At 34.3% G+C, this 572-nt stretch carries 2 protein-coding genes; both read left to right on the forward strand.

Going from position 1 to position 572, the window contains the following annotated elements; genetic code table 11:
* Window positions 1–301: hypothetical protein (locus H0R92_RS14055; RefSeq protein ID WP_432966307.1), on the forward strand; the 301-nt coding region annotated here is incomplete at its 5' end.
* Window positions 298–572, forward strand: a 275-nt coding sequence (locus tag H0R92_RS14060; protein WP_432966309.1) for a hypothetical protein, incomplete at its 3' end; no start/stop codon positions are given. The genes H0R92_RS14055 and H0R92_RS14060, both read left to right, overlap by 4 nt.

Below are 572 nucleotides of genomic sequence, written 5' to 3' on the forward strand. Positions count from 1 at the left end.
TGCCGGCGGGCTTCCGACCGGACTGTTGATAGATGCCCCCGGGTTACCGCAAATAAATGGATTGGAAAATAATTCCGACAATACACGTTTAGGATTTATTTTTACCAATTTTGACGACCCTGCAGATACTAAAAATATTTTACAGGGAATATCGGCATATAAGAGTTCAATGGGGAATAGTCTTTTAAGAGAAACTACGGACTGTTTGTATTATCTAACCGGTGCCGTTATTGTACTGAGAGGCTTTACGTTCTATAAGTATGTACAAACAAAACGGGAACTGCAGGAAAAACAACAATGAAATTTATTATATCTGTAGTGGCGGCTTTATATTTTTTTGTATTTTTTCTTCTTATTTCCTTTTTCCCTATACATAATAAGAAGCCTACTTTAAGCGAACAATTTGAAAATACTTTTCCCGAGTTTGAAGAAATGAGAGATTTAATACAGACAGATCCCGATATAAGAGCAATATCGTATTGGACTGATAAAAAATTTAACATATATTTTAAACCCGGAAAAGATGTATGTTCGAATTTTGAGCGGTATCAAGCTTTTTTTGAAAAAAATAA

The sequence above is a fragment of the Treponema sp. OMZ 840 genome, from assembly GCF_050937815.1.
Classification (GTDB): Bacteria; Spirochaetota; Spirochaetia; order Treponematales; family Treponemataceae; genus Treponema_C.